Here is a 3,403-nt window from a genome sequence, read left to right as displayed (position 1 = left end):
AATCAATGTTTTCTACTTTTGAAATCGTAAAAGATTTATGTGAAAAACAAGGGATTTCGCTAAACACTTTAGAAGATAAGCTAAAGCTAGGCAAGAATTCTTTGTATGGGTTGAAAAGGAATCAACCGTCTGCTGAACGGCTGCAACAAATCGCCGACTACTTCAATGTGTCCACGGATTATTTATTGGGCAGAACAAAAAATCCTTACACATCGAATGACGATTTGATGAACACTCAAGAGCTTGAAACTCTAATAATGTTTCGAAAAGAAACTGAGGATATGTCCGACGATGAAAAAGAGCGTTTTAACAAAGCACTCTTTAGCATGATGAAAAATGCTCGTGCTCTTGCCAAAGATGATTCTTTCTGGAAGTAGGTGGCTATTTGAAACGATTTACAAGACCCTCAAAAGAAACTTACTTACAATATCACGAAAATGCAAACAGACTACTTATGGATATATCTAACCATTTCAATGTCCATATTTCTCAAATCACTTTCGACCTAATCATTGAATTCTTTGAAACTAAGTTTAATATTTTATTTGTCTATTTTGAAGCGGATTTAATGTACAAATGGTTATCTAATAAAAAACAAGAAGTCAAATACAATTTAACTTCAAAAAATTCCCTTTCGTTAGTTGATTTTAGTTTTTGTAATGTTTGCTCTGGAATGACAATTCCTGATTTCGAAAGAAATCGTTTTATCGTTTACATAAATCAAGATGTTGTTAAGAGTAGAGTTATGTTCACAATACTTCACGAATTAACTCATATATATTTCCATCTTATGAGTTCGGTATATGATAAGGTTCTAGTTTCTAAGACCTCGTCAAACTATAGCGACTCCTACCCAACTGAGATTGCCCCATTAGAGGACGAAGCAAATACCATTGCATCAATTTTGTTTCTCAACGATTATAAACTGCTTGAATATATAAATTCTGGGCTGACATTCAAACAACTTATTGATCTCAGTCAAATGTCAAAACCTGCATTACATAATCGTTTGATGAACTTTCTAATGTATAATTGTAGTTGCCAAGAGTATTACGCCCTCAGCATAGTCCAAGGGTACAAAAATGACGAAGACTGGGCTATTTTGACTTTGCAACAATTTCAAAGAGAACTACAAGAAATTGCTTAAAATACAAGAGGTAAAAAGAACACAACGACATCCGAACTATTGGGGAAGTCGTGAGCATTTATAGAGAAAAATAAAATAAAGGAGAATACCCATGGAAAAACTACTAACAACATCAGCAATCTTGCTTACTGCTAGTGTTCTAGTAGCCTGCTCTAACAATCAATCGGCTACCAAAGATAGCTCGGAACAACCAAAAACAGAGCAAAAGAATACTACTTCAACAAACACAAAAGCCAAAGTAGATAACAGTAAATACGACAGTCTAATTTCTGAAATCAAGTCAAAATTAGACCCTGAATCAACTGGCGCAATAAGCGTAAAAATTAAAAACGATGTAATCGATTCAGATTCATCCGAACCTCATGATACAATCATGATTCTGCTAACTGGAACGGCTAAGGATAGCGCAAAAGAATCTCTGGATGCAGTTAATTCTAATTCTGCTACTACTGACCAAAACAATGCAATCACTTTGATTCGTATGGCTATTTCTGAATTCGCTAAAAAGTTACCAGACGATAATACTACTCTTTCCCTTGGTTATGAAAAATCTGCTGACCAATATGACCTAATCGCTAAATCTTCAAAACAGAAAGATATTATCCCTATTGGTGAAATCATCGTACAATAAAAAAATCCCCACACTCTCCATCGCCAAATTTTGAGTGTGAGGAACTTCAGTACAAGAAAAAAAGCATTAAAAAGCTCTTTTTCTTGTACCCATTTTATCAAAAAAGAGGTACAAATTCAATGATAACTACAAATAAAGTCGCAATCTATGTCAGGGTGTCTACCACATCTCAGGCAGAAGAGGGCTACTCAATCGAGGAGCAAAAAGACAAGCTCTCTAGCTACTGCGATATTAAGGATTGGAGCGTCTACAAGATATATACTGATGGTGGTTTCTCGGGGTCCAATACTGACAGACCAGCACTTGAGGGACTTATCAAAGACGCTAAAAAAAGAAAATTTGACACAGTTCTAGTCTATAAGCTGGACCGTCTTAGCCGTAGTCAAAAAGACACGCTTTACTTGATTGAAGATGTTTTCATAAAGAATAATATAGCCTTTCTGAGCCTACAGGAGAATTTTGACACCTCTACTCCCTTTGGTAAGGCTATGATTGGGCTCTTGAGTGTCTTTGCTCAGCTAGAAAGGGAGCAAATCAAGGAGCGTATGCAACTTGGTAAAATAGGTCGGGCTAAGGCTGGAAAATCCATGATGTGGGCTAAAACATCCTATGGATACGACTACCACAAAGAGACGGGAACTATTACTATCAATCCAGCTCAGGCTCTGGCTGTTAAATTTATATTTGAGAGTTATCTGAGAGGGAGATCCATTACTAAACTGAGAGATGATCTGAATGAGAAATACCCAAAGCATGTGCCTTGGAGTTATCGGGCTGTCAGGACCATACTAGATAACCCTGTCTATTGTGGTTTCAATCAGTATAAGGGAGAAATTTATCCAGGTAATCATGAGCCGATTATTTCAAAAGAGGAATATGATAAGACTCAATCTGAGCTAAAAATCAGACAAAGGACAGCAGCAGAGAATGTCAATCCTAGACCATTCCAAGCTAAGTACATTCTATCAGGTATCGCCCAATGTGGATATTGTGGCGCTCCTTTAAAAATTATGTTAGGCGTAAAGAGGAAAGATGGAAGCAGGTTAAAAAAATATGAATGCCATCAAAGGCACCCACGAACGCTGAGAGGCGTTACTACATACAACGACAATAAAAAGTGTGACTCAGGATTTTACTACAAAGACAAGCTAGAGGCCTATGTGCTAGAAGAAATAAGCAAACTACAAGATGACGCTGATTTCCTGGACAAAATATTTTCAGGAGACAATGCTGAGACCATAGACCGTGAGAGCTATAAGAAACAAATTGAGGAGCTATCAAAGAAACTGAGCAGACTTAACGATTTATACATAGATGACCGCATTACCCTTGAAGAATTACAGAGCAAGTCAGCCGAATTTATAAGCATGAGGGGGACTCTTGAAACTGAACTAGAAAACGATCCAGCACTCAGGAAGGACAAAAGAAAGGCTGATATGAGGAAACTGCTAAACGCTGAGAAAGTCTTTTCAATGGACTACGAAAGTCAAAAGGTGCTTGTTAGAGGGCTTATAAACAAGGTTAAGGTGACAGCTGAGGACATTGTTATCAAGTGGAAAATATAGAGAATTTTAGTAACCTACATTTCTACCAGAGTGAAAGCTTTAACCTTAGCTTTTTTCAAT

Annotated in this window: 4 protein-coding genes; all 4 read left to right on the top strand. The window is 36.9% G+C overall.

What is annotated here, in order from left to right; all coding sequences use genetic code 11:
* The coding region (locus O0J15_RS20525; RefSeq protein WP_308306221.1) for a helix-turn-helix transcriptional regulator at positions 1 to 377 on the top strand (377 nt) is incomplete at its 5' end.
* A 77-nt stretch (positions 378 to 454) separates the two neighbouring features.
* Entirely contained in the window at positions 455 to 1,147 is a 693-nt protein-coding gene (locus tag O0J15_RS20520) for an ImmA/IrrE family metallo-endopeptidase (RefSeq protein WP_308306220.1), read from the top strand.
* Positions 1,148 to 1,238: 91 nt separating this feature from the next.
* Entirely contained in the window at positions 1,239 to 1,778 is a 540-nt protein-coding gene (locus O0J15_RS20515; RefSeq protein ID WP_308306219.1) for a hypothetical protein, read from the top strand.
* 119 nt (positions 1,779 to 1,897) lie between these two features.
* Positions 1,898 to 3,343, top strand: a complete 1,446-nt coding sequence (locus O0J15_RS20510) for a recombinase family protein (protein ID WP_308306218.1) — start codon at positions 1,898 to 1,900, stop codon at positions 3,341 to 3,343.
* Positions 3,344 to 3,403: the final 60 nt, after the last annotated feature.

Source organism: Stenotrophomonas sp. Sm10 (assembly GCF_030985515.1).
Taxonomy (GTDB): Bacteria; Pseudomonadota; Gammaproteobacteria; order Xanthomonadales; family Xanthomonadaceae; genus Stenotrophomonas; species Stenotrophomonas hibiscicola.
Note: the sequence above shows the minus strand (reverse complement) of the source record. Positions and strands in the feature narration are given on the sequence as shown.